Below are 25,438 nucleotides of genomic sequence, written 5' to 3'. Positions count from 1 at the left end.
CACCAGTCTCAACACACAAATAACTTTCAACGCTAGGAAATTCGATGAAGTCTGAAATCCACCCCACTTACGCACCGATCGTGTTCCGCGACCTTGCTTCGGGTGCAACCTTCCTGACCCGTTCGACGGTCGGCAGCGCCAAGACCATCGAGTGGGAAGACGGCAACACCTACCCCGTCATCGACGTGGAGATCTCCTCGGAGTCGCACCCGTTCTACACGGGCAAGCAGCGCATCATGGACTCGGCCGGACGCGTCGAGAAGTTCAACCAGCGCTTCAAGGGCTTCGGCGCCTAAGACGCCAATCACAACAGGGCAATCGGCTTTCGCCGGTTGCCCTGTTGTGCGTTAATGGGGGCACGCAAGCAGAGGAGTGCACCGTGGGCAAGGTGGTCATGTACGGTTCGGTGTCGGCGGACGGCTTCATCGCGGATGAGAACGACCAGCCTGGGCCACTGTTCGACTGGCTGACCAGCGGTGACGTCCCCTTGGACGAGAGCGGCGAGCTGACGGTCTCGCAGGCGTCATACGACCACACCCGGCCGTACTGGGATCAGATCGGGGTGACCGTCGTCGGCCGTCACGTCTTCGACATGACGGACGGCTGGGACGGACAACCGCCCAGCGGGATCGACCACGTGGTCGTCGTCACGCACCGGCCGCAGCCGGAGGGGTGGGACCCGGGCGCGCCGTTCCACTTCGTCGACGGCGTCGAGGCAGCCATGGCCACGGCGCAGGAGCTCGCGGGTGAGCGCATCGTCGAGGTCGCAGCCGGGGACGTCGGTGGCCAGGTGTTCGCCGCCGGCCTGGTCGACGAGGTGCGCATGGACGTCGCGCCCGTCGTGTTCGGATCCGGCAAGCGCTACTTCGGGTCGGTCAACGCACAACAGCTGCTGGAGGGTCCAGACGTGGTGATCCAGGGCAACCGGGTGCTGCACCTGCAGTATCGAGTGAGCCCTCGCTGACTCAGCGCTGCGGCCAGGAGCCGTCGGCCGTGAAGCCGGGGTCGCGGTTGGCGCGCATGTACTGCTGGAAGCTGGCGGCCTGCTCCGCCGCCCAGGTGACCTGCTGCTCGTGCAGAGCCGTTGCGGTGGCGGGGAGGGCGGCGCCGTGCTCGCGGGCGATCGCCTGCGCGACACGGCCGGCCGCGATGGCGTCGGCGCCGGCGTCGTGCGCGTCGTCCAGCGGCACACCGTAGAAGGCGGCAGCGGCCTCGAGCGTGCGCTTGCCCTTGCGGTAGCGGTCGACCGCCTTGTCGATCACCAGCGGATCGATGACGGGGCTCGGGGCACCGAGAATGTTCTGCCCGTGCCGGAGCGCCTCGCGGTTGAGGATCGTGAAGTCGTACGGGGCGTTGTAGACGACCACGGGCACGTTCTGCGCGAGCAGCGCGCGGATGCGCTCGACGATCTGGCCGACGCCCTCGGCGGCCGGCATCCCGTCTGCCTGGGCGCGCGCCGTCGTGATGCCGTGCACGGCCGTAGCACCGCTCGGAATCTCGACGCCGGGGTCGAGAAGCCAGTCGCTGCGCTCCTGCACCGCGCCGTCCGCGTCGATCACGCTGACATTCGCGGTGACGATGCGACTCGTCTCCACATCGATTCCTGTCGTCTCCAGATCGAAGACGGCGAGCGTTGCGGACCAGCTGAGTGCGTTCATGCCATCACTCTATGGCCACGCACCGACACAACCGGGAGGCTCAGCCGCAGTGCAGCCAGAAGAAGCTCTGCGTGGCCATCGTCAGCGTGAGCGAGCCGTTCTCGTCGAAGCTCGGGAACACGCCACCGCCGAAGAGGTCATAGAGACGCGTGCCAGCCATGTCCTCCGCCGTGATTGTGACCGCGACCGGATTGTGCGCGAAGGAGAACACGCAGAGCACCGACTCCGGCTGCTCGTTGTAGTGCGTGCTGCCGGAGAGCCCGGATCCGGCATAGCGCCGCACGAACGCCAGCACCGAGTCGTTGTTGGTCGGGATCACCTGGATGTCGCCCAGGCCGAAGACGAGGTGCGCCTTGCGCACATGGATGACGTTGCGCACCCAGTGCAGCAGCGAGCGCGACTGCGCAAGCTGCGACTCCACGTTCACGTGCCCGTAGTTGTAGACGAGCGACTGCACGACCGGCAGGTACAGCTTGCCGGGGTCGGCGGCCGAGAATCCGGCGTTCCGATCGGGGGTCCACTGCATCGGCGTACGGGAGCTGTCGCGGTCGGGCAACCAGATGTTGTCGCCCATGCCGATCTCGTCGCCGTAGTACAGGAACGGGCTGCCCGGCAGCGCGAAGAGCAGCGCGTGCGCCAGCTCCAGCTCGGCGCGCGCATTGTCGAGCAGCGGCGCCAGGCGGCGCCGGATGCCGACGTTCGCCCGCATCCGCGGGTCGTAGGCGTACCAGCCGTACATGGCCTGCCGGTACTCCTCCGAGACCATCTCGAGGGTGAGCTCGTCGTGGTTGCGCAGGAAGATGCCCCAGCCCGCGCCATCTGGAATGTCGGTGGTCTCCGAGAGCACCGCCACCAGTTCGTCGGCCCGCTGCGAGCGCAGTGCGTAGAAGATGCGCGGCATCACCGGGAAGTCGAAGGCCATGTGGCACTCCGGCTCCTCCTCGCTGCCGAAGAACGCGGCGACCTCACGCGGCCACTGATTGGCCTCGGCGATCATCACGCGGCCGGGGTAGCTCCTGTCGACCATCGCCCGCAGTGCCTTGATGAACTCGTGCGTCGGGGGCTCGCCCTCACCGTTGCCCTCATCCGACTCGTAGAGGTAGGGGATCGCGTCGAGCCGGAAGCCGTCGACGCCGAGGTCGAGCCAGAAGCGGACGACATCGAACACGGCCTCGTGCACGGCCGGGTTCTCGAAGTTGAGGTCGGGCTGGTGCGAGAAGAAACGGTGGAAGAAGAATTGCCGCCGCACCGGGTCGAACGCCCAGTTCGACTCCTCGGTGTCTGTGAAGATGATGCGAATGTCCGGCCACTTCTCGTCGGTGTCGCTCCAGACGTAGAAATCGCCGTACGGACCGTCCGGATCGGCTCTGGACTGCTGGAACCACTCGTGCTGGTCGGAGGTGTGGTTGAGCGGCAGGTCGATGACAACGCGCATGTTGCGTTCGTGCGCCTTCGTGACGAGTTCGCGGAACTCGTCGAGGGTTCCGAACTCGGGAAGGATCGAGCGGTAGTCGGCCACGTCATAGCCGCCATCACGCAGGGGAGAGGTGAAGATCGGCGGCACCCAGAGCGCGTCAACGCCGAGCCACTGCAGATAGTCGAGCTTGGAGATGAGGCCACCGAGATCGCCGGTGCCGTCGCCGTTGCTGTCGACGAAGGAGCGCACCATCACCTCGTAAAAGACGGCCCTGCGGTACCACTGGGGATCGAGAATGAGACCAGGCAGTTGGATAGGCGCGGTAAAACTCATTCCTGAGTCTAAGCAGTTCCCTGCCGCTGCTGTCCAGTCTTGGGTGGCAGCTCACCTAAACTTGAGTCGATGAGCATCGAGTCCCCTTACGCGTCGCAGTTGGCCGGCATCCCCGTGCGCGAGAACACGGTCTCCGTCCTGGGCAGCAGCAGCCGCTACTGGGAGTACGGGGCCGCGGTCGCCGGTGCGCCGACCGTCGTGATGGTCCACGGATTCCGCGGAGACCACCACGGCCTCGAGCCCGTCGTCGCCCAGCTCCCCGGTGTGCACATCATCTCGCCGGACCTTCCCGGCTTCGGCGAGTCGACGCCGCTCGGTGCCGACTCGGGCTTCAGCCACGACCTCGACGGCTACGCCGCCTGGCTGCGTGGATTCGTTGCCGCCCTCGAACTGAATGGCCCCGTCGTGATCCTCGGCCACTCCTTCGGCTCGATCGTCTCCTCCGCCGCGCTGGCGGGCGGCCTGGCGGCGGATGCCGTCATCCTCGTCAATCCGATCGCTGCCCCCGCACTCGCCGGCCCGCGCGGCATCATGACCAGGCTCGCCGTCTTCTATTACTGGGCGGCCGCGAAGCTGCCGGAGAAGCTCGGCTTCGCGCTGCTGCGCTCCCGCCTGATCGTGCGCGTGATGAGCGTGACGATGGCCAAGACCACGGATCCGACGCTGAAGCGCTGGATCCACGAGGAACACGACCGCTACTTCTCGGCGTTCAGCAACCGCGAGGTCGTGCTCGACGCCTTCCGCGCATCGGTCGGCAACGACGTGAGCGAGTTCGCCGCGTCGATCACGCCGCGCACGCTGCTGATCGCGGCCGACCGCGACGACATCACCCCCATCGCCGCGCAGCACACGCTGCAGGCGCTGTTCCCGCAGGCGACGCTGTACGTCATCCACGGCGTCGGCCACCTCATCCACTACGAGAAGCCGGTCGAGGCCGCCGCCCAGATCCGCGGGCTGCTGGCGACCCTGCCGAGCTCGAATGAGACGGCCGGGGCATGAGGATCGTCTTCGATTGCCGCTATACCCGCATCGACAGGCATGACGGCATCAGCCGCTACACGGCGAGCCTCGTCGAGGAGCTCGGCAAGCTGCACCCCGTCACGATGCTGATCAACGACCACCGTCAGCTCGACATGCTGCCGACGCTGCCCTGGCAGCTGGTCAGCGCGCCGACGAGCGTGCGTGAACCACTCGTGGCACTCACCGTCAACAAACTCAAGCCGGATGTCGTCTTCACGCCGATGCAGACGATGGGCTCGTGGGGACGCAGATACAAGCTGCTGCTCACCGTGCACGACCTGATCTACTACCGCAACCGCACGCCTCCGCGCGATCTCGCCGCTCCCATCCGGGGGCTCTGGCGGCTCTACCACCTCGCGTGGTGGCCGCAGCGGATGCTGCTGAACCGTGCGGACGGCGTCGTGACAGTGTCGGAGACGACGGCCGGGCTGATCGCCGAGCACAGCCTGACGCACCGCCCGGTCACCGTCGTCCCCAACGCGGCCGGCGTCAGCGCCGTCGGCACCGAGGAGCCCCGCATCGCTCCGACCACACTGCGCCTGGTCTACATGGGCTCGTTCATGCCGTACAAGAACGTCGAGACGCTCGTGCGGGCCGTCGCCATGATGCCGGGTGCCGAGCTCCATCTGATGAGCCGGGTCAGCGAGTCCGAACGCACGCGCCTCAGCCAGCTCGCCCCGCAGGCCGAGCTCGTCTTCCACAACGGTGCGAGCGACGAGGAGTACCAGCAGGCGCTCCGCTCGGCGACCGCGCTCGTCACCGCCTCGCTCGACGAGGGCTTCGGCATCCCGCTGGTCGAGGCGATGGCGGCAGGAACCCCGATCATCGTCAGTGACATCCCGATCTTCCGCGAGATCGGTGGGGATGCCGCGCTCTATTTCGCCCCGACATCCGCCGACGGGCTCGTCGCAGCCGTCACGGCGCTCACGAGCCAGGGGGAGTGGGAGCGACGCTCCGACCTCGGTCGTGCCCAGTCGGCGCGCTTCACGTGGAAGGCCTCGGCCGAGAAGCTGTTGGCGCTGCTGGAGAAGACCGCTAGACGGTAGAGCGCAGCACCAGGCCGCCGAGCCCCCAACGGAACTCCCGCACGGAGCCGTTCGGGATGCTCCGGCCCGGACCGTCGATCGCGCCGCCGCTGGAGTGGTGCAGCAGGGTGCTGATCACGCCGCCGTGGCTGACCACGAGCACCCGGCCGTCCGGGTGCCGTGCCGCAAGCGCCTCGAGGCTGGGCAGTGCGCGATCCAGCACCTCCTCACGCGACTCCAGCCCGGGAACCGGGACGCCACCGGCGAAGCGCGCCGCGCGCTCCTCGAAGCTCAGTCCCTCGATCTCGCCGTGGGCGCGCTCGGCGAGTTCAGCGACGAGTTCCGGCTCTGGCAGACCGAGCTCAGCGGCGATGATGCGGGCCGTCTCGTGCGCCCGGCTCAGCGGGCTGCTGACGATGGCATCCCATGGGCCCTCCGTCACCTGCTCTGCACGCAGCCGTGCTCCGGTCTCCGCGGCCTGCGCCCGACCGGTGTCGTTCAGCGGGATGTCGGTGCGCCCCTGCACGCGCTGCTGCGCGTTCCACTCAGTCTCACCGTGCCGAACAATGCCGAACGTCGTCATCCATCCCCCTCAAGAGTGCGGGCTCAGGTTCCCAGCGACTCAGTACAGGAGTCGTTCGGCGATCGCCGTGAGTGTCTCTGAAGCCCCGGCATCCAGCTTATGTGCTGCTCGTGTGTCACCCTTCGTCGTGCCGCGGTTCACGACGACGATCGGGAGTCGGCGCCGTCTCGCCTGCTCCATCAGGCGGATGCCGGAGTTGACGGTCAGCGAGGATCCGACGATCAGGAGCAGATCTGAGCTGGCCACCAGCGCGGCGGCGAGCGCGAACTTCGACGAGGGAACGAGCTCGCCGAAGAAGACGACGTCCGGCTTCAGCCGGCCGCCGCACACCGTGCAGACGGGGAGCACGAAACGGTCGAGTTCATCGACATCCGCGTCGCCGTCCGGCGCCAGCCGCACGGCGCCCTCGGTGTCGATCCACGGGTTTGCACGCTCGAGCTGTTCTGCGACGGACGCTCTGGCGAAGACCTGCCCGCAATCCAGGCAGCTGACGGTGTCCATCGAGCCGTGCAGTTCGACGACCTTGCGAGAGCCGGCGCGGGTGTGCAGCCCGTCGACGTTCTGCGTCACGATGCCGGAGACGAGACCGCCGGCCTCCAACTGGGCGAGCGTGTGGTGGCCGGAGTTCGGCTTGGCGCCGCCGAAGTGACGCCAGCCGAGGTGGCTGCCGGCCCAGTAGCGCTTGCGCCGGCTCTCGTCGCGGAGGAACTCCTGCACCGTCATCGGGGTGCGCACCGGCGCGCCTGCACCGCGGTAGTCGGGGATGCCGGAATCGGTGCTGATGCCGGCGCCGGTGAGAACGGCCGTGCGTTTGCCGCGCATCAGATCCGCGAGCTGTTCGAGCTGCGTCGCGCTCGCGTTCCCTAAGGCCAACTCTGCCTGCACGGGGTCTCCTTTGTGATCTACACCCATCATCAACCCATTTGGTTTCGAGAATGTTTCCGAGCCTGTCAGGCTAGAGGGATGCAGATCATTCCCATCACCGAACTCACCGTCGGCGGTGCCTCCGATTTCGCCCGGCTCACCGATGTCGCCCTGCGCCGCGTCAGCGAACCGGAGGGTGGCCTGTACATCGCCGAGTCGAGCAAGGTGATCGCCAGGGCGCTGCGCGCCGGGCACATCCCGCGCTCCGTTCTGCTGCAGAAGCAGTGGCTGGCCGACATCGAGCCGCTGCTGGCCGACTTCCCCGACGTCCCCGTGTACGTGGGGGAGCCGGAGGTGCTCGAGCAGCTCACCGGCTACAACCTGCACCGCGGTGCCCTGGCCGCGATGGAACGGCCGGCCCTGGCATCCGTGGAGGAACTCATCCGTGATGCCAGGCGCATCGTGATCCTCGAAGACATCGTCGATCACACCAACGTCGGTGCCATCTTCAGGGCCGTCGCCGGCCTCGGTGCGGATGCCGTGCTCATCACGCCGCGTTGCGCAGACCCGCTGTACCGCCGGAGCGTGCGGGTGAGCATGGGCACGGTGCTGCAGGTGCCGTGGACGCGGCTGCCGGAGTGGAGCGATGCGACGCCGCTGCTGCACGCGCACGGCTTCCACATCGCCGCGCTCGCGCTGGCTCCCGATGCCGTCAGCCTCGAGGACTTCGAGAAGAACCCGCCGGAGAAGCTCGCCATCGTGCTCGGCTCCGAGGGCGACGGCCTGAGCCGGGCCGCGCTGGCTTCCGCGGACACCACGGTCACGATCCCGATGCTGCACGGCGTCGACTCGCTCAATGTCGCGGCGGCGAGCGCCGTCGCACTGTACGCGCTGCGCGTTCGTCCAGCCGAGACCGCTTAGGCTCTTTTCGTGACCCTCAACCGACGCCAGATCTATCGACGTCGCAGGATCGTCGTCTTCAGCGTTGCCGGTGTGGCCCTCATCGCCGTGCTCTCGATGCTGTTCTACGGCGTGAATGCCCTCGCGGCCCCGCTTCCGGCCACCTCCATCGCCCGCGGCGAGGTGCCGGTGCTCACGCAGGCGGCTGCACCGGTCGAGTGGCCCGGCTTCGGTCGCACCGCGGTCGGCCAGCTCGGTTCTCCAGGACTCCTGGCCAGCGAGGGCGAGCAGTCCAGCGGACCCATCGCGAGCATCACCAAGGTGATCACCTCGCTCGTCGTGCTCGATGAGCACCCGCTCGGCGCCGGCGAGGCCGGCCCGGAGATCGACTACACCGAGGCCGACGTCGACATCTACTGGGAGACGATCGCCGAGAACGGTTCCTCCGCGCCCGTTGTGGCCGGCATGAGCCTCAGCCAGCGGGAGACCCTCATCGCGCTGCTGCTGCCGTCGGCCAACAACTACGCCGAATCGCTCGCCGTCTGGGCGTTCGGATCGATGGACGCGTACCTGGAGGCGGCGAACGCCTGGATCGCCGAGCACGGGCTCGCCGACACCCACGTCGTCGACGCCAGCGGGCTCTCCGCCGGCAGCGTGAGCAGCCCGGCGAATCTCGTCGAGATCGGCAAGCTCGCCATCGCGCAGCCGGCGATCGCCGAGATCATCGCCATGAAATCGGCTGAGCTCCCCACGATCGGCACCGTCACCAACACGAACAAGCTCCTCGGCAAGCACGGCGTCACCGGCATGAAGACCGGAACGACCGATGAGGCCGGCGCCTGCCTGCTGTACACCGCGGATGCCGTCATCGACGGCCAGTCGGTGACGCTCGTCGGTGCGACGCTCGGCGCAGACACCCACTCGGAGCTCAACGACGCCGTCGGCACACTGCTCGACAGCGTGTTCGCCGGCTTCCACACCGTGCCGCTCACCACGGCGGGCCAGCAGTGGGCCGGCTACTCGACCGAGTGGGGCGACGCCGCATCGGCCGAGAGCGCGGCATCCGCCTCGCTGCTCGTCTGGTCTGACACCCCCATCGAGACGAGCCTTGAGCTGCCCGATGTCGCCCTCGTCGACGACGGTGCCGAGATCGGCAGCGTGACCTTCACCGCCGGTGGCCAGAGCACCAGCGTGCCGATCACGGCCAACGGCGCGCTCGGCGACCCCGGCGTGTGGTGGAAGCTCGGCAACCCCCGCTAGCAGCTGCGACGTAGCGCTAGGTGCCGCAGGGGAGCCCGGCTTCGGTCGCTGCCTCGTTCCTCGGCTGCTCCCTCGAGCCAGCGTGGCATGCGGCCCGCGCCTCTCCGCACGGTGGCTCGAGCGAACGAGCCGACGAAGGAGGCCCGCTCGCGAAGCCCTGAGCGCTCCCGCGGAGACGGTTCGCCGACATCCGCGCAGCGCGTCATCGGGGAGCCCGGCTTCGGTTGCTGCCTCGTTCCTCGGCTGCTCCCTCGAGCCAGCGTGGGGTGCGGCCCGCGCCTCTCCGCACGTTGGCTCGAGCGAACGAGCCGACGAAGGAGGCCCGCTCGTGAAGCCCTGAGCGCTTCCGCGGAGACGGCGCCCCGGCACGCCGGCTTCGGTCGCTGCCTCGTTCCTCGGCTGCTCCCTCGAGCCAGCGTGGGATGCGGCCCGCGCCTCTCCGCACGGTGGCTCGAGCGAACGAGCCGACGAAGGAGGCCCGCTCGTGAAGCCCTGAGCGCTTCCGCGGATACGTGGGGCTCGTCAGCACCACGTCTAGTCGTCGTCGGGCTCCGGGAGCACGAAGGGCGCGGCATCCGGGCGCTTTGCCGTCACCAGGTCTCCGGAGGACTGGTGCCGCACACGGCGGAGCACCCACGGCACCAGGTACTCCCTGGCCCAGCTGAGGTCTTCGCTGCGGGCCGCCCGCCACGATCGGACGGGAGCGGGCTCCGGTTCGGCCGGCTTCAGCTCGTTCGGCACGTTGAGCGCCGCCAGCACGAGCCGGGCGATCTCGTGGTGGCCGAGCGGGTTCAGGTGCAGCCGGTCCGGCGCCCAGAAGCGGGTGTCCTGGATCTCTTTGAGCGGCCACTGGTCGGCCACGACGCAGTCGTACTTCGCGGCGATCGTGCGCAGGTTCTCGTTGTAGATGGCGACCTTGCCGCGGATGCCGCGGAACACCGGCGAGAAGCCGACATCGGTCGCGGTGAACAGCACCACCGTCGCCTTGTCGCGGGTGAGCTTCGCGATCGCCTGCTCGACGACGGCCGACACGGCATCCGGATCGCTGCCCGGCCTGATCACATCGTTGCCACCGCCGGAGATCGTGATGAGATCCGGGTGCAGGCTGAGCGCCTGCTCGACCTGCTCGTCGAGAATCTGCTGGATCAGCTTGCCGCGCACGGCGAGGTTCGCGTACGCGAAGTCGTCGGTGCCGTCGCTCAGGACCTCCGCGACGCGGTCGGCCCACCCACGGTGGCCGCCGGGGACGCTGGGTTCCGGGTCTCCGATGCCCTCCGTGAATGAGTCCCCGAGGGCGACATAGCGCTGCCAGGGGTGAACGGGCCACGGTGTCGTGGCCTCGGAACGGGAGTCGGCGGGGCCGGGGGTTCCGGGCTGTTCACGTCGTCGCGAGAGGCGAAACCAGAGTCCCTTGTGCTTCGCGGTGTCATCAGCCATGACTCCACCCTAATCAGCGGCCAGCGAAGTGTGTCCCAGCGAGCCGCTAAACTTGAGCCAGTGACTACTCCGCAAGCCTCCCCAGCCCACCCGGGCACCTCGGCGGCGGAGCATCTCTCCCCGTCGTTCCCCGAGAGGGCCGCATGGGGTACCGCCAGCAAGCTCCGCGCCTGGCAGGCCGAGGCGCTGGAGAAGTACTTCGAGAAGATGCCTCGCGACTTCCTCGCCGCGGCAACGCCGGGCGCAGGCAAGACGACCTTCGCGCTGCGCCTCGCCGCGGAGCTCCGCGGCCGCCGCGAGATCGACACCATCATCGTCGTCGCCCCGACCGAGCATCTGAAGAAGCAGTGGGCGGAGGCCGCGGCCCGCGTCGGAATCCGCCTCGACCCCGAGTTCAAGAACGCGCACGGCCGTTTCGGCAAGCACTACCACGGGGTCGCCGTCACCTACGCGGCGGTCGCCGTGCGCGCCTCGCTCTATCGCGACATCACCCTCAGCAACCGCACCCTCGTGATCCTCGACGAGGTGCACCACGGCGGCGACGCGCTCAGCTGGGGCGACGCCATCCGCGAGGCCTTCGGCAGCGCCACCAAACGACTCTCGCTGACCGGAACGCCGTTCCGCTCCGACACGGCCCCGATCCCGTTCGTCGAGTACGCGCCCGACAACCAGGGCATCCGCACCTCGATCACCGACTACAACTACGGCTATGGCCGCGCCCTCGAAGACGGCGTCGTGCGCCCCGTCATGTTCATGGTCTACTCCGGCCACATGAAGTGGCGCACGAGCACCGGCGACGAGATGGAGGCCAAGCTCGGCGAGGACAACACCAAGGACATCACCTCCCAGGCGTGGCGCACGGCGCTCGACCCGGGCGGCGAGTGGATCCCGGCCGTGCTGCAGGCGGCGGACAAGCGCCTCACCGAGGTCCGGCAGGGCATTCCGGATGCCGGAGGGCTCGTGCTCGCGACCGACCACTTCGCGGCGAAGGCGTACGCCGTCATCCTCGAGGGCATCACCGGCCAGCCGGTCACCCTCGTGCTCTCGGATGACAAGGAGGCCTCGGACAACATCGACACCTTCTCCGCCGGAAGCAGCCGCTGGATGGTGGCCGTGCGCATGGTGTCCGAGGGCGTCGACGTTCCGCGGCTCGCCGTCGGCGTCTACGCCACCTCCTCGGCGACGCCGCTGTTCTTCGCCCAGGCCATCGGCCGCTTCGTGCGCGCCCGCAGGCGCGGTGAGACGGCATCCGTCTTCCTGCCCAATGTTCCGCAGCTGATGGCACTCGGCTCGCAGATGGAGCTCGAGCGCGACCACGCGCTCGACCGCATCAGCAAGGACGACGACGGCGACATCTACAACCCGGAAGACGCGATGGTCGCCGCCGCGAACAAGGACGACAAGGCCTCGGACGCGCTCACCAGCGAGTTCAGCTTCCAGGCGCTCGGCTCGGCCGCGACGTTCGACCGGGTGCTCTTCGACGGCCACGAATTCGGCACCCTGGCCGAGCCGGGCAGCGACGAGGAATTCGACTTCATCGGGATCCCCGGGCTGCTCGAACCCGAGCAGGTGAGCGACCTGCTGCGGCAACGGCAGGCCAAGCAAGCCCGCCGAGCCGCCGATCGGCAGAAGAACCGCCCGGCGGAGGAGATCGCCGCCGAGACACCGCAGGCCCTCTACCGCACCCTGAAGGAACAGCGCGCGCTGCTCAACAGTCTCGTCGGCATGTGGGCCAAGCTCACCGGCGAGCCGCACGGCATCGTGCACGCCGAGCTCCGCCGCTTGTGCGGCGGGCCGGCGGTCGCTCAGGCCAGTGTGACCCAGCTGCAATCACGCATTCTGCTCCTGCGGAAGCGCCTGGGCAGCACGCACTAGTCCTTCCTCAACGTCCGTGGCGTCGACGGCATCCAAGGCCTGCAGGATGTCGGCGGCCAGGTCGTCGACGTGCTCGAGACCGATGCTCAGGCGCACGATACCGGCGTTGGGCTTCGCGCTCGCCTCGACCGGGCGGTGCGTGAGCGAGGCGGGATGCTGCACCAGGGAGTCGACGCCGCCGAGCGAGACGGCGTGGGTGATCAGGCGGCAGGCCTCCGTGAAGGCCGCGGCCGCCTCGTAACCTCCGACGAGCTCGATGGCGATGAGCGACCCCGGCCCGTGCAATTGGCGGCCGAGCAGGCCGAGCGGGTCCTGGCCGGGCAGCGAGGGGTAGTGCACGCGCTTCAGCGCCGGGTGGCCGTCGAGCAGGAATGCGAGCTTCTCGGCCGTCTCCTGCTGGGCGCGCACGCGCACGGGCAGAGTGCGGAGGCCGCGGTGCAGCAGATAGCCGGCGAATGGATGCAGCAGGCCGCCGGTGAGCGCGCGCACCTGGCGCAGTCGTTCCAGCCATTCCCGGTTCGTGGCGACGATTCCGCCCATCACATCGCCGTGCCCGCCGAGGTACTTGGTGGCGCTGTGCAGCACGAGGGTTGCACCGTGCAGGGCGGGCTGCTGCAGCACGGGGGAGGCGAATGTGTTGTCGACGAGCACCGGCACGTCGCCGGCCGCCGCGCACACCGCTGCGATGTCGAGGAGTTCGAGCGTCGGGTTGGCCGGCGTCTCGATGATCACGAGACCGGTCTCCGGCGTGATCGCGGACGCGATGCCGTCGGCATCCGCCCAGGCCACCGTTGTGCCGAGCAGCCCGGCGGCGAGCACGTGGTCGGTTCCGCCGTAGAGCGGCCGCACGGCGACGATGTGCGGCCTGCCTGCCGCGGCGGTCGCCAGGAGACAGGCGGCCAGAGCGGCCATGCCCGTGGAGAATGCGACGGCGCCCTCCGTGCCCTCCAGCGCGGCGAGGCTCTCCTCGAAGCGGGCGACGCCCGGCTGCCAGAGGCGCTGGTAGACCGCCGATGCGCCCGGTTCGAGGTCGCCGCCCGTTGCCAGGTTCTCGTAGCTCGCCCCACCGCTCTCGACCCCGACGAGCGGGTTCGTGGTCGACAGGTCGATCGTCGGTACGTGGGATCCCGACTCGCGCACACCGGCCATGCCGCCGTGGACGGCGAGGGTTTCGATGTGACGGGTGGGCAAATGTGACTGAGGCATCGTTGACTCCATGGCTTGAACGTAGTTGAAGCTCTCACCACGACTCAATAGCGTCAAGGATCCTGTGTAAAAGGCTGGTATTCTTGAAATGTTCTTCACAAAGAAAGCAGAGGCACCCAGTGGATTCGAAGAAGGCCGAACTCGACCGCGTCGACCGTTCACTGTTACGAGCGCTGTCGACGAACGCGCGGGCATCCGGCGCGGCGCTGGCCGCGGAGGTCGGCGTTGCAGAATCGACCGTGTCGCTGCGCTTGCGTCGTCTGCAGACGCTCGGCTACATCAGGGGCTTCCGTGTCGATATCGACCTGGCCGCGCTCGGTGCCTCGCTGCAGGCGCTCATCTCGGTGCGCCTCGTCAAGCACGCCCGTGGCGAGATCGATTCGTTCCGGGATGCCGCACCGCACCTGCCCGGCGTGATCGGGCTGTTCCACATGGCCGGCGCCGACGACTACCTGTTGCACGTGGCCGCCCACGACGCGTCCGAGCTGCGCGACTTCGTGCTCACGCACCTCACCGGCCACCCGGCCGTTGCTCACACCGAGACGAACCTCATCTTCGAGCACGCCGACGGTGATGGCTGGCACGAGCTCGTCAAGGAGTAGCGCCGGCCAGCAGTGCAAAGCCACGGCGCACGGCCGGTTCGACGATCTCCTTCGGGAGCCCGGATCCGGCCATGATCCGTGTCGTCGCCGCCGTGACGTCGAGCTGCCGCGCGTGCGCGTCGGTGATCGCATCCGCGACGGCGCCGAGTTCGCCGGCCTGCCGGAGCATGAACTGCCGATCCACCGCCTTCCCGTGGCCTGGGATGACGATGTCATTCTCGCCGACGTGCCCGGCGAGATCGCGGATGACCTGCGGCCAGCTGAAGGGGAATGATCCGGAGCCGAACATCGGCGGCCCGGACTCCTCCGCGATGTCACCGACGATCCAGCAGCCGGCATCCGGAACGTGCACGACCAGATCGGTGTCTGTGTGGCCGGGGGGAAGCGGGATGAGGCGCACCGCGCGGCCACCGAGATCCAGCTCGAGCGTTTCGTCGATCAGCACGTGCGGTGGGGTGAGCGCGACATCCGTCCAGTCATACTGCGGCTGCGCGGCGGGATCGGCGGCCCAGCCGCTCAGGCGCGGCTGCTCGAAGTCGCGGAAATGCGCCGGGATGCGGTGGTGCCCGTAGATGGTAGCCGAGCCGGCGAACTCCTGGTTGCCGAAGCTGTGGTCGTAGTGTGCATGGGTGTTCACGACCCAGCGGATCGGCCCCATCTGCATCGCCTCGACATCACGTGCGAGCTCCGCGGCCTCGCGGGGATTGCAGCGGGTGTCGACGAGGAGGAGCCCGTCGTTGCCGCGCACGAGCACGGTTGAGATGTCGATCGGTTGGTAGCGCGCATGCCACACACCGTCGGCAACCTCGGTCCAGTCAGTCATGGTCTGATCCTATTGATGCCGCGCACGGCCGAGTAGCATGGCGTCGTGCTGAACGAGTGGACCGACTTCTTCGTCGCCTCCGCCGGGGCCGCCGCCGCCCTGGCCGGACTCATCATCGTGGCCGTCAGCGGCGACGTCGATCGGGTCATCGCGATTCCCGGAATCGCCTCGAGGGCCGGGGTCGCGATCGCCGTGCTGGTGATGTCTACCCTCGTGGCACTCTGTGCGCTGATCCCGCGCATCTCGGCGCTGGGCTACGGCTCGCTCGTCGTGTTCTCCGGGCTCGTGGCGGCGCTGCTCGCGGCACGGTCCCTGGCCCTGCTCGTACGCTCACGCGTCGGTTCGCTCGGCGAGGCCGTCGTCAAAGGAGCCTTCGGGCTGCTGCCGGCGCTCCTCGCCGTCGTCGGCGGGTTGCTGGTGATGTTCGACGCCGGGGCCGGGCTCGGTTGGGTGGCTGCCGGCATCCTGCTCGCCGTGGTCTTCTCGGTCGTCTCGTCGTGGGTGATCCTGATCGAGATTCGCCGCTGAGCACAGACACACGCGTTGGCCGTTCGGGGCCCCGAAATGCTGTCAATAGCGGCGTTTCCGGGCCCTCGGTCCCGGCCGATCGATAGCCTTGTCAGCGGATGCTCAGGGTTGCGCAACCAAGCCCCATCACCTCACCTCGGAGACCCAGCCCCGCATGTCACAGTTCCACGAAGACACCCCATCGGCTCGCGCGAACGTCGGCGCACCGCTGCCGAGCAAGGCCGAGCTGAAGCGGTGGCGCCAGTACCTGGCGAATGAGCGGGCGGAGGCCGCGGTGTACCGCGAGCTGGCCGCGCACCGCGACGGCGAGGAACGCGAGATTCTGCTCGCCCTGGCCGATGCCGAGGGCCGCCACGAGGCTCACTGGCGGGAGCTGCTCGGCGAGGAGGCCGGAACGCCGGTGCGCGCCGACATCCGCACCCGCGCGCTGGGCTGGTTGGCCCGGCGCTTCGGCTCGATCTTCGTGCTCGCGCTCGCTCAGCGGGCGGAGAGCGCATCGCCGTACGCCAGCGATCCGCACGCCACCTCGGCGATGGCCGCAGACGAGCGCATCCACGAGGAGGTCGTGCGCGGCCTCGCCGCCCGCGGCCGGCTGCGGCTCTCCGGCACGTTCCGGGCGGCCGTGTTCGGCGCCAACGATGGCCTGGTCTCGAACCTGGCCCTCGTTCTCGGCATCGGAGCGACGGGGGTCTCCAGCGCGTTCGTGCTGTTCAGCGGCATCGCGGGACTGCTCGCCGGTGCGCTCTCGATGGGAGCGGGGGAGTACGTCTCCGTGCGCTCCCAGCGTGAGCTGCTCGAGGCGTCCAACCCCGACCCGGATGCCGACAAGGCACTGCCCGACCTCGACGTCGACGCCAACGAGCTCGCGCTGGTCTACCGCGCCCGCGGCATGGACGAAGCCGAGGCGAAACGCCACGCCGCCCTCGTGATCACGCGAATCCACGCCCAGGGCGCCCCGATGACCGGGCCGGTCGGAACCATCGACGACCACGAGGCGATCGGCACCGGGTGGGGAGCGGCGCTCTCGAGCTTCTGTTTCTTCGCCTCCGGCGCGATCATCCCCGTGCTGCCGTACATCTTCGGCCTGGAGGGGCTCGCGGCCGTGATCGTCGCGGTCGTGCTCGTCGGCATCGCGCTGCTCGTGACCGGCGCGGTCGTCGGTCTGCTCTCCGGCGCCCCGCCCCTCCGCCGTGCCATGCGCCAGCTGGGCATCGGTCTGGGAGCGGCCGCGGTCACCTACGTGCTCGGCCTCGCCTTCGGCACCACGATCGGGTAGCGCCGAGGGTTCTGGCTCAGGCTGCCGGTGCCTGCGCGACGCGCACGGTGTTGCCTGATGGGTCGCGGAACGCGCAGTCGCGCGGCCCCCAGCCCTGGTCCATCGGCTCCTGCAGCACCTCGGCACCGCTGGCGCGCACGGTCTCGAAGAGGGCGTCCACGTCATCCGTGCGGAAGACGGTCAGCGGCAGAACGCCCTTGGTGAGCAGTTCCTGCATTGTGTCGCCATCGGCCTTGGAGCGCCCGGCGTGGGGGGCCGAGAGCACGATGCCGAGGCCGGGCTGTTCCGCGCTGCCCAGGGTGACCCAGCGGTATTCGCCGGATGAGACGTCGTTCTGTACCTCGAGGCCGAGAGCGTCACGGTAGAAACCGAGCGCCTCGTCGACGTCGTTGACGGTGATGTTGGTGTACTGGAGTGCGATTGTCATGACCACGAATTTACGCCGCGGACGTGTCGCTCGCTTCTCCATTTCTGCTCGATGCGAGGGTGCTTGTCGCTGGAGCGCGAGTCGGGCGGGTGGTCGCCATCGCGACGCAGGCCGGCATGGCCGTCACGGCGGCGTGCGAGCGGCCGCGGTAGGCGCTCGGGGTCTCGCCGGCGATCTCGGTGAAGCGGGAGCTGAACGAGCCGAGCGAGGTACAGCCGACGGCCATGCACGCCTCGGTCACGCTGACGCCCGCGCGGAGCAGCGCCATGGCGCGCTCGATTCTGCGGGTCATCAGGTAGCTGTATGGCGTCTCGCCGTATGCGGCCCGGAAGCTCCGCGAGAAATGGGCTGGCGACATGAGAGCCTTCGCCGCCATCGTCGGAACGTCGAGCGGCTCGGCGTAGTCGCGGTCGATCAGGTCGCGGGCGCGGCGCAGGCATGCGAGGTTCTCCAGCTCCTGCGGCGTCATGCCTCCACGCTAGCACCGGGGAGTTTTGGTGCAACAGCACCCCCTGCAACCCCGCTGGTTGAGTAGGCCGCCCGCGGCCGTATCGAAACCGAGGTATCTGCGGAAGCTTACGTCCGTGAGGTCTCGATACGCTCGTTCCTCGCTACTCGACCGGCAAACCGTTCAGAACGGCGGAGTGTCCGAGTAGTCGGTGGTGGTTTCGACAGGCTCAACCAGCGGGGGCGCCTCAACAAGCTGGGGCGCCTCAACCGGCGGGGCCGGTGGCGGCGGGACGGGCGAGGTCGAGCTACGGGGTGGTGACGAAGTCGATCAGCTCTTCGACGCGACCGAGCAGCGCCGGTTCGAGGTCGGCGAAGGTGCGCACCTGCCCGAGGATGCGCTGCCAGGCGCGGGCGATGTCGGCCTGCTCATCGTGCGGCCAGCCGAAGCTCGCGCAGATGCCCTTCTTCCACTCGATTCCGCGCGGGATGTTCGGCCAGGCCTCGATGCCGAGGCGCGCCGGCTTCACGGCCTGCCAGATGTCGATGTAGGGGTGGCCGACGACGAGCACGTGCTTGCCGTACGGGCCGGCGGCGACGGCATCCGCGATTCTGCTCTCTTTGGAACCCTTCACGAGGTGGTCGACGAGCACGCCGACCTTGCGGCCGGGGCCCGGCTTGAAGTCGCGGATGATCGCGTCGAGGTCGTCGACGCCCTCGAGGTACTCCACGACGACGCCCTCGATGCGGAGGTCGGCGCCCCAGACCTTCTCGACCAGTTCGGCGTCGTGCCTGCCCTCGACGAAGATGCGGCTCGGCAGGGCGACCCGCGCAGCCGCGTTCTCGACGGCGAAGGAGCCGGATGCCGTGCGCCCCCGCCCGGCCGGTGCCGCCTTCTGCGGCGCCACCAGCACGACGGGCTTGCCGTCCAGAAGGAAGCCGGGCCCGAGCGGGAACAACCGGAGCTTGCCGAAGCGGTCTTCGAGGGTGACGATGTTCTTCTCGATCCGCACGACAGCGCCGCAGAAGCCGGTCGCGACCTCCTCGATCACGAGGTCTTTCGTTGCGGCCTGTTCGGGGATCACGGGGCGGCCGGCCTTGCGCCAGTCACCCGCCAGTACATCGGAGCCGTAGCGGTCGTTCATCACCTCTCGATGTTAGGCGATGTGGACCAGCCCGCCCGGCGCACGTTTTCGACAACGGTGGAGGCGTCTGCAAAACTGACCGCATGGCTGTTTTTGATCATCTCGGCATCACCATTGACGACCTTGCCCGCTCCGTTGCGCAGTTTCATCCGGTGTTGGAAGCACTCGGCTTCAGCCGACAGGACGCGGATGGCTCGGTCGCCTGGCAGCGGGATGGCGAGCCGGAACTGATCCTCTTTCCCGCCCGCGAAACGGACACCGGGCCGCACGAGCACGGGCGGGTCGGCTGGCAACACCTCGCTTTTGCCGTCGATTCGCCGGCGGAGGTCGATCATCTGCATTCGATCGCGCTCGGCGCAGGCTGGTCGGCGGTGCGCGAGCCGAAGAAGTACCCTCGGTTCACGGACCGTTACTACGCCTCATTCGTCGAAGACGACAACGGCATCCGACTCGAGTTCATGTACAACCCGCCGCGCACGACGGTCGCCAGCTGAGTCCTAGCGGAAATCGCGGGAGCGCTGCGCCGCACTCACCCCGAGCGTCTCGAAGCGATCGGCGAGCAAGTTGACGACGCCCTCCTCCGTGCGCTCCAGGATGCCGCGCACGATCAGCGCGGGGGATTCGCGGGCGATGCGCCGGTAGCGCGTCCACACGCCGACGCTCGCGATCACGTTGAGGGTCCCCGTCTCGTCCTCGATGTTGAGGAAGGTGATGCCGCCGGCCGTCCCCGGCCGTTGCCGGTGGGTGACAACGCCGCCGACCTCGACGCGCCGCCCGGATTCCGCCGTCTGCATCGCGGCGACGGCCAGCGCGCCGCGGCGGTCCAGCTGCTCGCGCACGTGCCGCACGGGATGGTCGTCCGGTGAGATGCCCGTCGCCCAGAGGTCGTAGACCACCTGCTCCGCCGCGCTCAGGATCGGCAACAGCGGCGGCTGCAGCACGACGACGGAACCCTCGAGGTACTGGGCGCGGTCCTGCGCCGCGTCACCGGCGCTCCACAGCGCCTCCCGGCGTTCCAGGCCGAGTCCAGAGAAGGCCCCGGCGGCGGCGAGCGCCTCCAGCTGGGCGGTGTCGAGGCCGACCCGGCGCGAGACGTCGGCCATGCTGCGATAGGGCCCGGATGCCGCGCGTTCCGCCACGATGCGCTCCGCCAGCGCCTCTCCGATGCCGGAGACATCGGCGAGACCGAGCCGCACGGCATAGGCGCCGTCGCGGCGGTGGGCGGCGGTCTCGTCGGCCTGGCTCCGCTCGAAGGTCTCCGGCACAGCCGGCTGCTGGCGCTGCACACAGCTCGGTCGGCCGGTCAGCAACGGCGCCGCATCCGGCGCGGCATCCGCCGCGTCCAGATCCACCCGCTCGAGCACGGCGTGCACGCCGGAGCGGAGGATGTCTGGACGCCGCACCTCGACGCCGTGGCGCCTGGCATCCGCGGTCAGGGTCTGCGGTGAGTAGAAGCCCATCGGCTGGGCACGCAGCAGGGCGGCGAGGAAGACGCCGGGGTAGTGCAGCTTGATCCACGAGCTGGCGTAGACGAGCAGCGCGAAGCTGAGCGAGTGGCTCTCGGCGAAGCCGAAGTTGGCGAAGGCCTCGATCTTGGCGTAGATCACATCGGCGGTCGCCTCATCGAGGCCGTTCTCGGCCATGCCGGCGTAGAGCTTGGCCTTCAGCCGGCCAATCTTCTCGACGCCGCGCTTGGAACCCATGGCCCGGCGCAGCAGATCGGCGTCCTCGGCCGAGCAGTTGCCGACGGCGACGGCCATCTGCATGAGCTGCTCCTGGAAGATCGGGATGCCGAGGGTGCGCTCCAGCACCGGCTTCAGCTTCGGGTGCAGATACGTCACCTCCTCCTTGCCCGTCTTTCGCCTGATGTACGGATGCACGGCGCCACCCTGCACGGGGCCGGGCCGGATCAGGGCGATCTCGATCACGAGATCGTAGAAGCGGCGCGGCTTCAGCCGGGGGAGCGTGCCCATCTGGGCCCGGCTCTCCACCTGGAACACGCCGATCGAGTCGGCCCGGCAGAGCATGTCGTAGACGCCGGCCTCCTCCTTGGGCATGGTGTCGAGGCTCCACTCCTCGCCGAGCAGATCACGCGCCATGTCGAAGGCGTACTGCAGGGCGGCGAGCATGCCGAGGCCGAGCAGGTCGAATTTGACGAGGCCCATCCAGGCGCAGTCGTCCTTGTCCCACTGCAGAACCGTGCGGTTCTCTTTGCGGGCGTGCTCGATCGGGCACACCTCGCCGACCGGCCTGTCGGTGAGCACCATGCCGCCGGAGTGGATGCCGAGGTGACGCGGGAAGGTGAGCAGCTGCGTGGCGAGGTCGGTGACGGCATCCGGGATCACGGTCTCCGGGTCGCTCGGCGTCACCGTGCGGCCCCAGCCCTCCATCTGACGCGACCAGGCGTCCTGCTGGCCGGGGCTGTAGCCGAGCGCCTTGGCCATGTCGCGCACGGCCACCTTGGGCCGGTAGCTGATGACGTTGGCGACCTGCGCCGCGTTGTGCCTGCCGTACTTGGCGTAGACGTACTGGATGATCTCCTCGCGCCGGTCGGAGTCGAAGTCGACGTCGATGTCCGGCTCCTCGTCGCGGATGCTGGAGAGGAATCGTTCGAACGGCAGGTCGAAGAAGATCGAGTCGACGGCGGTGATGTCGAGCAGGTAGCAGACGGCCGAGTTCGCCGCCGAGCCCCGCCCCTGGCAGAGGATGCCGCGGCTGCGCGCCTCCCGCACGATGTCGTAGACGATCAGGAAGTAGCCGGGGAAGTCCTTCAGCTCGATCACCTCGAGCTCCCGCTCGATGCGGCTGCGCATGGCATCGGTCATGTCGGGGTACTTCCTGGCCGCACCCTTCCAGACGAGATCCCGCAGCCAGCTCATCGGCGTGTGCCCGGGCGGAACGTCCTGCTTCGGCAGCCCGGGGCGGGCGCTGCGCAGGGTGAAGGCGAGCTCCTCCGCGTAGCGCACCGTCTGCTCGATCGCTCCGGGGAAGCGGGCGAAGCGCACGGCCATCTCGGCGCCGGAACGGAGGTGTGCCCCGTCGGATGCCGGAAGCCAGCCGTCCATCTCATCGAGGCTGCGCCTGGCCCGCACGGCCGCGACCGCCGAGGCGAGCCGGTGCTCGGATGGCGTCGCGTAGTGCACGACGTTCGTCGCCACCACGGGGAGTCCGGCGGCGGCGGCCAGCTCGGCGAGCACGTCGTTCGTCGTGCTGTCCATCGGGTGGCCGTGATCGAAGAGTTCGACGGCCACGTTGCCTGCGCCGAACAGGCGCACGAGTTCGGCGAGCTCGGCCGCGGCGGCTTCCGCGCCCTCTGCCGGGGTCGCCGCGGCGGCCAGCGCCTGCCGGACGGCGCCCTTCCGGCATCCGCTCAGAATCAGCCACTCACCGCCTGCCGCCTCGGCGAGCTGCTCGAGATCGTAGATCGGGCGGCCCTTCTCTGCCCCGGCGAGCTGCCCGGCCGTGATCGCGGCTGCCAGCCGGTGGTAGCCGCCCTCGCCGCGCGCCAGCACCAGCAGGTGGCTGCCCTCCGGGTCGGCGACGCCGTTCTGCGGGCCGCTCAGGCCGAGCGAGAGCTCGGCGCCGAAGATCGTCTTCACCTCCGGGTAGCTCTCGGCCGTCTCGGCCAGGCGCACAACACCGTAGAAGCCGTCATGGTCGGTGAGCGCGATGCCGTGAAGGCCCAGTCGCTTGGCCTCCTCGAGCAGTTGCTCGGGCGAGCTGGCGCCGTCGAGGAAGCTGTAGTGGGAGTGCACGTGCAGTTCGGCGTACGGCACGATGGTGTCGGCATGCTCGGTCTCGATGCGGCGCGGCTGGTAGGGCTCGCGCTTGCGGGAGAGCGGGCTCTCCGGCGGCGCTGTCGGGGCACGCAGGGGAGGCTGGCCGGAGAGGGTGCGCTCCATCTCGGCCCACGATTTCGGTGGGTTACTCCAACCCATGCTGTCCCCGGCTCATCAGTCGTACTTCGCTTCCGCCCACCACAGGGCGTCGGTTCCGCTGTCGATCGCGGCGTCGTTGATCTCGTAGGCGAGCAGCCAGGCCATGCCGCTGGAGTCAACGACTTGGAAGCGGTACAGGCGGCGTGCGGATGCCGCATCCCACCAGCGTTCGACGACCGGCCACGGGCCGGCCCAGGCGCTGACACCCCGCTCAGCCTGCTCGCCGATGCGCAGGCTCGCCGGTACGCCGCTCAGCATGCCGCGCGCGTCGACGTCGAGGCCGTCGCCGTGCTCGTCGAGCACGGTCACCGGCGGCCTGGTGCTGTACACGGTCGCAGGAGCGACAGGGGGTAGATTGCCCGGCCACGGTGCGCCGGTCGAGCCTGGCGCTGCTGCTGGCGGCGCGTCACCCCACGGCACGAACACGGTGCGCTCGGCGAGCAGACGCCCTCCGGCGATCACCGCCGTTCCGACGCCCTCGTGGCCGAGCATGCTCTGCACCCGGGTGAGCCCGTGGTGGATGCGTTCGTCCGGCCCCGTTCCCCACAGCCCCTGCTCGTGGTTGCCCGTCGAATCCACCCGCTCCGGGCTCACCCGCACCCGCACGATGCCGGAGCGCAGGCCCTTCTCCGCCGACGACGAGGCCGACGACGAGGCCGAGGCCGCGCCCTGCAACTGCCAGCGCACCCGGTCCACGACGTCGGCGCCGGTGAACCAGCGCGGGTGCAGCCAGCTGCGCTCAGAGACGCTGCCGCGCTCGCTGACGAGCTGCACCTGAATGGCCGTGCAGACGAGACGGGAACGGGTCAGCGCGGCCACGAACTCATCCGCGGCCGCACGGATGCCGAACGCGACTTGCTCGACCTGCTCCAGTGCCGGCTCGAACTCGATCACCGCGTCGAAGTCTTTCGGCAGGGTTCTGGCGACGACGACGCGCCCGTCCGCCGCCCCGGCCAGGGCGTGGGCCTCCGCCCCGATCGCGCCGAAACGCCGGTGCACATCGACGGCGGGCAGCGCGGCGAACTCGCCGAGGGTGCTCACGCCGAGGCGCCTGAGCAGCGTGGCCATGCGGGTGTCGACCAGGATCCCGATCGGGAATGGCGCGAGGAAGGCGGCGGACTGGCCGGAGGGGATCAGGCGCACCGGGTGGCTGTCGCTCGTGGCGCGGGCCGCCTGCTCCGCCGCGAACGGGCCGTCGGCGATGCCGACGCGCGCGCCGGCTGCCCCGAGCAGGCCATGCACGGTCAGGCCGTCGAGCAGGGCGGCAGCCGCCTGCTCCTCCCCGCCGTAGAAGCGCACGGGTCCGCGGGCCCGGATCGCACTGGTGCCGGGCCGCATCAGCTGCACCCCGGGAACCAGCTGCTCCAGCCGCGCGAGAACCGGTTCGTAGGCCCGAGCATCGTGCGCTGGGTCGTAGGGCAGCGCGATCAGATCGGTGCAGCGCGACTGTGCCTCGCGCAGCTTGAGTCCGCGCTGCACCCCGGCGGCCCGCGCGGCGGGGGAGCAGGCGAAGACCAGACCGTGCTCGATCAGGGCGAGTGGCGCAAGCGGATCGCCCTCCGTGGCTTGAATGGCCGCGGTGATCGGCCAGTCCGGCAGCCACAGCACGATGGTCCGGCTGAGTTTCTCAGAGCCGATCTTCTCCGAGCCGAGGTTCTCCGATTCGGGCATGGAACAAGTCTCGAATCTTTGTTCTATTAAGTCAATCCCGCTCGCGCGGCGGCGCGTCGCAGCGGCGCGACATCGCGCATTCCGCCCTGACCGCTCTGTCGAACCCCGGAGTGGGCGTCAGGCAGCCAGAGTCTGGCGCTCCGCGGGCGGCCCGCACCCGGGCGCCCACCGGCGGTGACCGTCACCTCCCGACCGGAGAGGTGCCCGTGCCCCGCGCCGAGCCCGCGCCAGCTGCTGTCGTCGATGCGCAGCGTCGCCTCGCTCTGCGGCCAGTCGCCGAGCACGACGAGGGTCGCGCCGCGTTGGCGCAGCCGGGCGCTGAGGCGCGCGGCATCCGCATCACCGACCCGGCGGGGTGGCCGCGTCACGACCACGGTGAGAACGTCGACGAGCGCGGCGGTGACGGTGAGCCACTGATCACCGGGGGATGGGGCCAGCACGAGCCGTTCCAGCTCGATGCCGAGGCGTGCGGCGGCCTCGACGCCGAAATCGGGAACGCCGACGACCCCGCACCAGGCGCCGCCGGCCGATGGCGCGGCCAGCATGGCCATGGCCAGCGTCGTCGAACCGGCGACCGAGTAGACGGAGCCCTGTCGCAGCGCTCCGCCCGGCAGCACGGATGCCAGGGCCGGCAGCGTCGGCAGTGCCCGCTCGTCGAGCGTCGTCGCCTGCATGCTGTGAATGCGCGCCTGAAGCTCGAGCACCCGGGCGTTCGCCCCGGCGTGCTCAATCATCTGGTGATTCTCGGCAAGCATGGACACTCTTTAAGTGTCGAACTTATGTTCTATTAAGTCAATCCTGTTGCCCCGGGGGAACAGAAAAGGGCCGGATCTCTCGATCCGGCCCTTTTCTTCTCTGCTTCCTACGAAACAGACTGTCTCAACACAGTGTGCGCGAAGGGGGACTTGAACCCCCACGCCCGTTAGGGCACTAGCACCTCAAGCTAGCGCGTCTGCCAATTCCGCCACCCGCGCATGTGTTTCTCGGCAGCTGATCTCTCAGC

General features: G+C 69.0%; 24 protein-coding genes and 1 tRNA gene. 11 read left to right on the top strand and 14 right to left on the bottom strand.

Translation table 11 applies throughout. The features are described 5' to 3' along the window. Positions 1-44: 44 nt before the first annotated feature. On the top strand, positions 45-296 hold the full coding sequence (locus tag ASC66_RS12570) for a type B 50S ribosomal protein L31 (protein ID WP_047410596.1): 252 nt from the start codon (positions 45-47) through the stop codon (positions 294-296). An 83-nt stretch (positions 297-379) separates the two neighbouring features. Beyond that, on the top strand, positions 380-964 hold the full coding sequence (locus tag ASC66_RS12565; RefSeq protein WP_055839974.1) for a dihydrofolate reductase family protein: 585 nt from the start codon (positions 380-382) through the stop codon (positions 962-964). A 1-nt stretch (position 965) separates the two neighbouring features. Here the strand turns inward: ASC66_RS12565 and ASC66_RS12560 are convergent, their stop codons facing one another. Together ASC66_RS12560 and treS are read right to left on the bottom strand one after the other, a co-directional pair. Next, positions 966-1,658: an exonuclease domain-containing protein gene (locus ASC66_RS12560; protein WP_055839971.1), complete on the bottom strand. Its 693-nt coding sequence runs from the start codon at positions 1,656-1,658 to the stop codon at positions 966-968. A gap of 40 nt (positions 1,659-1,698) precedes the next feature. Then, complete coding sequence (gene treS, locus ASC66_RS12555) at positions 1,699-3,408, bottom strand: maltose alpha-D-glucosyltransferase (protein WP_055839969.1); 1,710 nt, start codon at positions 3,406-3,408, stop codon at positions 1,699-1,701. A gap of 69 nt (positions 3,409-3,477) precedes the next feature. Between treS and ASC66_RS12550 the strand changes: the two genes are divergently transcribed. Both ASC66_RS12550 and ASC66_RS12545 read left to right on the top strand, forming a co-directional pair. Next, positions 3,478-4,407 (top strand): alpha/beta fold hydrolase, encoded by a 930-nt coding sequence (locus ASC66_RS12550; protein WP_055839966.1) that lies wholly within the window; start codon positions 3,478-3,480, stop codon positions 4,405-4,407. After that, positions 4,404-5,474, top strand: coding sequence for a glycosyltransferase family 4 protein (locus tag ASC66_RS12545; protein ID WP_055839962.1), 1,071 nt, complete (start codon positions 4,404-4,406; stop codon positions 5,472-5,474). Before ASC66_RS12550 ends, ASC66_RS12545 begins: the two co-directional genes overlap by 4 nt. On the opposite strand, the gene ASC66_RS12540 is transcribed toward ASC66_RS12545, so the two are convergent. Beyond that, positions 5,464-6,036, bottom strand: coding sequence for a histidine phosphatase family protein (locus ASC66_RS12540; protein WP_055839959.1), 573 nt, complete (start codon positions 6,034-6,036; stop codon positions 5,464-5,466). The genes ASC66_RS12545 and ASC66_RS12540 overlap by 11 nt on opposite strands. Before the next feature lie 39 nt (positions 6,037-6,075). Next, the gene (locus ASC66_RS12535) at positions 6,076-6,858 is read right to left on the bottom strand and encodes a Sir2 family NAD-dependent protein deacetylase (RefSeq protein WP_235496907.1); all 783 of its coding nucleotides are present in this window, start codon (positions 6,856-6,858) and stop codon (positions 6,076-6,078) included. Between the two features lie 141 nt (positions 6,859-6,999). On the opposite strand from ASC66_RS12535, the gene ASC66_RS12530 reads away from it, so the two are divergent. Next, positions 7,000-7,821 (top strand): TrmH family RNA methyltransferase, encoded by an 822-nt coding sequence (locus ASC66_RS12530; RefSeq protein ID WP_055839954.1) that lies wholly within the window; start codon positions 7,000-7,002, stop codon positions 7,819-7,821. A 9-nt stretch (positions 7,822-7,830) separates the two neighbouring features. Beyond that, positions 7,831-9,060: a D-alanyl-D-alanine carboxypeptidase family protein gene (locus ASC66_RS12525; protein WP_055839951.1), complete on the top strand. Its 1,230-nt coding sequence runs from the start codon at positions 7,831-7,833 to the stop codon at positions 9,058-9,060. A 534-nt stretch (positions 9,061-9,594) separates the two neighbouring features. On the opposite strand, the gene ASC66_RS12520 is transcribed toward ASC66_RS12525, so the two are convergent. Next, a complete protein-coding gene (locus ASC66_RS12520) occupies positions 9,595-10,497 on the bottom strand; it encodes an SGNH/GDSL hydrolase family protein (RefSeq protein WP_082492302.1) in 903 nt (300 codons plus the stop codon). A 60-nt stretch (positions 10,498-10,557) separates the two neighbouring features. Here ASC66_RS12520 and ASC66_RS12515 point away from each other — a divergent pair, with 60 nt between their 5' ends. Beyond that, complete coding sequence (locus ASC66_RS12515; RefSeq protein WP_055839949.1) at positions 10,558-12,372, top strand: DEAD/DEAH box helicase; 1,815 nt, start codon at positions 10,558-10,560, stop codon at positions 12,370-12,372. Here ASC66_RS12515 and ASC66_RS12510 read toward each other — a convergent pair. Continuing rightward, positions 12,328-13,578, bottom strand: coding sequence for a trans-sulfuration enzyme family protein (locus ASC66_RS12510; RefSeq protein ID WP_235496887.1), 1,251 nt, complete (start codon positions 13,576-13,578; stop codon positions 12,328-12,330). The genes ASC66_RS12515 and ASC66_RS12510 overlap by 45 nt on opposite strands. A 119-nt stretch (positions 13,579-13,697) precedes the next feature. On the opposite strand from ASC66_RS12510, the gene ASC66_RS12505 reads away from it, so the two are divergent. Further along, positions 13,698-14,180 carry an Lrp/AsnC family transcriptional regulator gene (locus ASC66_RS12505; protein WP_055839946.1) on the top strand — a complete coding sequence of 161 codons (483 nt, stop codon included), beginning with the start codon at positions 13,698-13,700 and terminating at the stop codon, positions 14,178-14,180. Here the strand turns inward: ASC66_RS12505 and ASC66_RS12500 are convergent. Then, on the bottom strand, positions 14,170-15,003 hold the full coding sequence (locus ASC66_RS12500; RefSeq protein WP_055839942.1) for an MBL fold metallo-hydrolase: 834 nt from the start codon (positions 15,001-15,003) through the stop codon (positions 14,170-14,172). The two genes, ASC66_RS12505 and ASC66_RS12500, sit on opposite strands and share 11 nt — an antisense overlap. Positions 15,004-15,048: 45 nt before the next feature. Between ASC66_RS12500 and ASC66_RS12495 the strand changes: the two genes are divergently transcribed. Continuing rightward, positions 15,049-15,531: a hypothetical protein gene (locus ASC66_RS12495; protein WP_055839940.1), complete on the top strand. Its 483-nt coding sequence runs from the start codon at positions 15,049-15,051 to the stop codon at positions 15,529-15,531. A gap of 154 nt (positions 15,532-15,685) precedes the next feature. Then, positions 15,686-16,807, top strand: coding sequence for a VIT1/CCC1 transporter family protein (locus ASC66_RS12490; protein WP_055839936.1), 1,122 nt, complete (start codon positions 15,686-15,688; stop codon positions 16,805-16,807). A gap of 16 nt (positions 16,808-16,823) precedes the next feature. On the opposite strand, the gene ASC66_RS12485 is transcribed toward ASC66_RS12490, so the two are convergent. From ASC66_RS12485 to ASC66_RS12475, 3 genes are all read right to left on the bottom strand, one after another. Next, complete coding sequence (locus tag ASC66_RS12485) at positions 16,824-17,234, bottom strand: VOC family protein (protein ID WP_055840418.1); 411 nt, start codon at positions 17,232-17,234, stop codon at positions 16,824-16,826. 10 nt (positions 17,235-17,244) lie between these two features. Next, positions 17,245-17,703 carry a helix-turn-helix transcriptional regulator gene (locus ASC66_RS12480; RefSeq protein ID WP_055839933.1) on the bottom strand — a complete coding sequence of 153 codons (459 nt, stop codon included), beginning with the start codon at positions 17,701-17,703 and terminating at the stop codon, positions 17,245-17,247. Between the two features lie 286 nt (positions 17,704-17,989). Then, positions 17,990-18,826: a DUF3097 domain-containing protein gene (locus ASC66_RS12475; protein WP_055839931.1), complete on the bottom strand. Its 837-nt coding sequence runs from the start codon at positions 18,824-18,826 to the stop codon at positions 17,990-17,992. Positions 18,827-18,909: 83 nt separating this feature from the next. On the opposite strand from ASC66_RS12475, the gene ASC66_RS12470 reads away from it, so the two are divergent. Beyond that, positions 18,910-19,320: a VOC family protein gene (locus ASC66_RS12470; protein WP_055839929.1), complete on the top strand. Its 411-nt coding sequence runs from the start codon at positions 18,910-18,912 to the stop codon at positions 19,318-19,320. Between the two features lie 3 nt (positions 19,321-19,323). On the opposite strand, the gene ASC66_RS12465 is transcribed toward ASC66_RS12470, so the two are convergent. The 4 genes from ASC66_RS12465 to ASC66_RS12450 form a co-directional block, all read right to left on the bottom strand. Further along, entirely contained in the window at positions 19,324-22,764 is a 3,441-nt protein-coding gene (locus tag ASC66_RS12465) for an error-prone DNA polymerase (RefSeq protein ID WP_055839926.1), read from the bottom strand. 15 nt (positions 22,765-22,779) lie between these two features. Beyond that, on the bottom strand, positions 22,780-24,435 hold the full coding sequence (locus ASC66_RS12460) for a DNA polymerase Y family protein (RefSeq protein WP_055839922.1): 1,656 nt from the start codon (positions 24,433-24,435) through the stop codon (positions 22,780-22,782). Positions 24,436-24,461: 26 nt separating this feature from the next. After that, positions 24,462-25,169 (bottom strand): DnaE2-dependent mutagenesis accessory factor ImuA', encoded by a 708-nt coding sequence (imuA', locus tag ASC66_RS12455; RefSeq protein ID WP_055840416.1) that lies wholly within the window; start codon positions 25,167-25,169, stop codon positions 24,462-24,464. 156 nt (positions 25,170-25,325) lie between these two features. Further along, a tRNA-Leu gene (locus tag ASC66_RS12450) sits at positions 25,326-25,409 on the bottom strand. Positions 25,410-25,438 lie beyond the last annotated feature (29 nt).

The sequence above is a fragment of the Leifsonia sp. Root4 genome (assembly GCF_001425085.1).
GTDB lineage: Bacteria > Actinomycetota > Actinomycetes > Actinomycetales > Microbacteriaceae > Microterricola.
The sequence above is the reverse complement of the archived record's forward strand: the minus strand, read 5'-3'. Positions and strand labels throughout refer to the sequence as shown.

What these genes read in the sequence shown, in the direction of transcription:
- ASC66_RS12535 (WP_235496907.1), bottom strand. Translation starts at nt 6,858, where the DNA reads ATGCGCGGCAAACGCACGGCCGTTCTCACCGGCGCCGGCATCAGCACC.
- treS (WP_055839969.1), bottom strand. Translation starts at nt 3,408, where the DNA reads ATGAGTTTTACCGCGCCTATCCAACTGCCTGGTCTCATTCTCGATCCC.
- ASC66_RS12530 (WP_055839954.1), top strand. Translation starts at nt 7,000, where the DNA reads ATGCAGATCATTCCCATCACCGAACTCACCGTCGGCGGTGCCTCCGAT.
- ASC66_RS12470 (WP_055839929.1), top strand. Translation starts at nt 18,910, where the DNA reads ATGGCTGTTTTTGATCATCTCGGCATCACCATTGACGACCTTGCCCGC.
- ASC66_RS12520 (WP_082492302.1), bottom strand. Translation starts at nt 10,497, where the DNA reads ATGGCTGATGACACCGCGAAGCACAAGGGACTCTGGTTTCGCCTCTCG.
- ASC66_RS12560 (WP_055839971.1), bottom strand. Translation starts at nt 1,658, where the DNA reads ATGAACGCACTCAGCTGGTCCGCAACGCTCGCCGTCTTCGATCTGGAG.
- ASC66_RS12460 (WP_055839922.1), bottom strand. Translation starts at nt 24,435, where the DNA reads ATGCCCGAATCGGAGAACCTCGGCTCGGAGAAGATCGGCTCTGAGAAA.
- ASC66_RS12500 (WP_055839942.1), bottom strand. Translation starts at nt 15,003, where the DNA reads ATGACTGACTGGACCGAGGTTGCCGACGGTGTGTGGCATGCGCGCTAC.
- ASC66_RS12490 (WP_055839936.1), top strand. Translation starts at nt 15,686, where the DNA reads ATGTCACAGTTCCACGAAGACACCCCATCGGCTCGCGCGAACGTCGGC.
- ASC66_RS12540 (WP_055839959.1), bottom strand. Translation starts at nt 6,036, where the DNA reads ATGACGACGTTCGGCATTGTTCGGCACGGTGAGACTGAGTGGAACGCG.
- ASC66_RS12475 (WP_055839931.1), bottom strand. Translation starts at nt 18,826, where the DNA reads ATGAACGACCGCTACGGCTCCGATGTACTGGCGGGTGACTGGCGCAAG.
- ASC66_RS12550 (WP_055839966.1), top strand. Translation starts at nt 3,478, where the DNA reads ATGAGCATCGAGTCCCCTTACGCGTCGCAGTTGGCCGGCATCCCCGTG.
- ASC66_RS12570 (WP_047410596.1), top strand. Translation starts at nt 45, where the DNA reads ATGAAGTCTGAAATCCACCCCACTTACGCACCGATCGTGTTCCGCGAC.
- imuA' (WP_055840416.1), bottom strand. Translation starts at nt 25,169, where the DNA reads ATGATTGAGCACGCCGGGGCGAACGCCCGGGTGCTCGAGCTTCAGGCG.
- ASC66_RS12465 (WP_055839926.1), bottom strand. Translation starts at nt 22,764, where the DNA reads ATGGGTTGGAGTAACCCACCGAAATCGTGGGCCGAGATGGAGCGCACC.
- ASC66_RS12510 (WP_235496887.1), bottom strand. Translation starts at nt 13,578, where the DNA reads ATGCCTCAGTCACATTTGCCCACCCGTCACATCGAAACCCTCGCCGTC.
- ASC66_RS12545 (WP_055839962.1), top strand. Translation starts at nt 4,404, where the DNA reads ATGAGGATCGTCTTCGATTGCCGCTATACCCGCATCGACAGGCATGAC.
- ASC66_RS12480 (WP_055839933.1), bottom strand. Translation starts at nt 17,703, where the DNA reads ATGACGCCGCAGGAGCTGGAGAACCTCGCATGCCTGCGCCGCGCCCGC.
- ASC66_RS12485 (WP_055840418.1), bottom strand. Translation starts at nt 17,234, where the DNA reads ATGACAATCGCACTCCAGTACACCAACATCACCGTCAACGACGTCGAC.